3 protein-coding genes are annotated in these 1,916 nt (G+C 75.7%); all 3 read right to left on the bottom strand.

Features of this window, described 5'->3' with window-relative positions; translation table 11 throughout:
• A partial coding sequence (locus SACPADRAFT_RS29545; protein WP_007027447.1) for a WXG100 family type VII secretion target occupies positions 1-695 on the bottom strand: 695 nt, incomplete at its 3' end.
• 1 nt (position 696) lies between these two features.
• The gene (locus SACPADRAFT_RS29550; protein ID WP_007027448.1) at positions 697-921 is read right to left on the bottom strand and encodes a hypothetical protein; all 225 of its coding nucleotides are present in this window, start codon (positions 919-921) and stop codon (positions 697-699) included.
• A 174-nt stretch (positions 922-1,095) separates the two neighbouring features.
• Positions 1,096-1,866 (bottom strand): ESX secretion-associated protein EspG, encoded by a 771-nt coding sequence (locus SACPADRAFT_RS0223345; protein ID WP_007027449.1) that lies wholly within the window; start codon positions 1,864-1,866, stop codon positions 1,096-1,098.
• Positions 1,867-1,916: the final 50 nt, after the last annotated feature.

Raw genomic sequence — 1,916 nt, forward strand, 5'->3', positions numbered from 1 at the left:
CCCCCGGCACCCGACGCACCGCCGCCCGGGGCGATCCCGCCGGTGGCGGTCTGCCGGTTGCCCGCCTGCCCGGGCGGTGCCACGTCGGAGAACCCGCCGCCGATCTCGGTGCGCATCAGCTCCTGCGCGCTGCGGATCGCCTCGTTCGCCTGCCGGAGCAGTCCGTCGATGTCGTCGGACGCCGCACGGGCGGTCCCGCTGTTCGCCTCGCCCGCGGCGCGGATGATCTCCGCGGACGTCGGCGCGGGCGGAGTGTCGCGCTCACCGTTGTCGTAGGCGCGCATCTCCGACGCGGCGGTGTCCGCCCGTTCCTGTGCGGAGGCGTTGCGGTCGTCGATCGTCGTGCGCGCGTCCCGCACGACGTCCCCGATCCGGTCCTTGATCCCGGCCAACGTCTCGCCCAGCGCCGTCAACTCCCCCGCGACCTCGTCGAGCTTGCCGGTGACCCGCTCCCCGGCCTCGGCGACCCGGGTCACGTACCCGAAGAAGGCGTCGGCGGCGGGACCCTCCCACACCCCGCCCTCGGCCAGCGGTGCGGCGGCGTTGGTCAGATCGGCCGTCCGGTCCCCCGCGTCCCGGGAGGCGTCGGCGAACTGGCGCGCCACCTCGTCGATCGCGCCCGGGTCCACCTTGTCGACCCGGGCGGCCCCGCGCTCGACCTCCGCCCACTCCTCGGGAATCCCGGCCCCGGTCACGTCACCGCTCCCGCATGGTCAGGTTGTCGGCGGCGACCGCGTCCGCCTCACGCATCGCCCGCACGGCGTCCCGCAGCGCGGTGCCCGCCTCCGCGATGCGCCGCGTCGCCGCGTCGAACTCGGTCCGCATCCCGTCGGTGAAGGCACCGAGGGTCGCGGCGGCGTCCTCCCCGGGCGGCGCCGGTCCCGTCGCGGGACGCGCCCCGGTCCGCGGCCCGTTCGACATCCCCGAACGGATTCGCCCCCTCGACGCCCGTGAGCCGCTGCGCGGCCGTGCCCAGGTCCTCGGCGATCGTGTCGATCTTCCGTGCCGTGACGTCCATCGACTCCGCGTCGTAGACCGGCATCGCCTCTCCTTCCCACCACGACCGGTTCCGTGCCGCAGCCACGGAGCCCGGCCTCAGATCTCGTCGAGCAGTTCCCACACGCGCTGGGCCAGCAGGGTGTTGTCGGCCGGTGCCACGGTCGCCCACCGCCGACCGCCCGCGCCGGGACGCACCTCGAACAGATAGCGGCCCGCGTCGGTGTCGTGGAACGACACCACCCGGTCCGCCCGCAGCGGACGTCCGTCCCGCCCCGCGCGCTGGGCCCCGAACTGGCCCTTCACCACGACGCCGAGCAGCATCCCCGCCAGTTCCTGCGCCTGCCAGAGCTCGACCCCCCGGTCCTCCAAGGAGGTCACCAGGGCCTTCGCGTCCCCACGCGCCTCGGCGTCGGCCTCGGTCAGCACCTCGTACGGCACGCTCACCGAGGAACCGACGCCCGCCGGGGTGCCCCCGGCGACCGACACCACCGATTCCGCCAGCGACGACTCGCGCGCCGGGAGCAGCCAGACCTCGTCCCCGTCGACCACGCCCAGCGCCGCGCGGCTGCCGACGGTCACCGCGAGCCCGGTGATCCTGCGGTCGGTCCAGATCCGCGCGTCGAGCCCGGTGCCCGCGTTCGCGAACAGCGCCAGCGTGTCGACCAGGTCGCGGGTGGCCGCGCTCCCCCGGGCGAACCCACGCTCGGCGAGCGAGTCCCACGCCCGCTCCAGCAGCCGGGCGCGGTCGCCGTACGTGGGGCCCGGGCTGGGCACGTCCAGGGCGGCATGCCTGCGGGGCAGCTCCGCGTGGTCCCACAGCACGTCGAACTCCAGCGTGGACAGCACCACGCCGCCCGGGCCGGTCACGGACGCCCGTCCGTCCCGTCCTCACCGGTCAGGTCCGGGGCGACCGTGCG

The organism is Saccharomonospora iraqiensis subsp. paurometabolica YIM 90007 (genome assembly GCF_000231035.2).
Taxonomy (GTDB): domain Bacteria; phylum Actinomycetota; class Actinomycetes; order Mycobacteriales; family Pseudonocardiaceae; genus Saccharomonospora; species Saccharomonospora paurometabolica.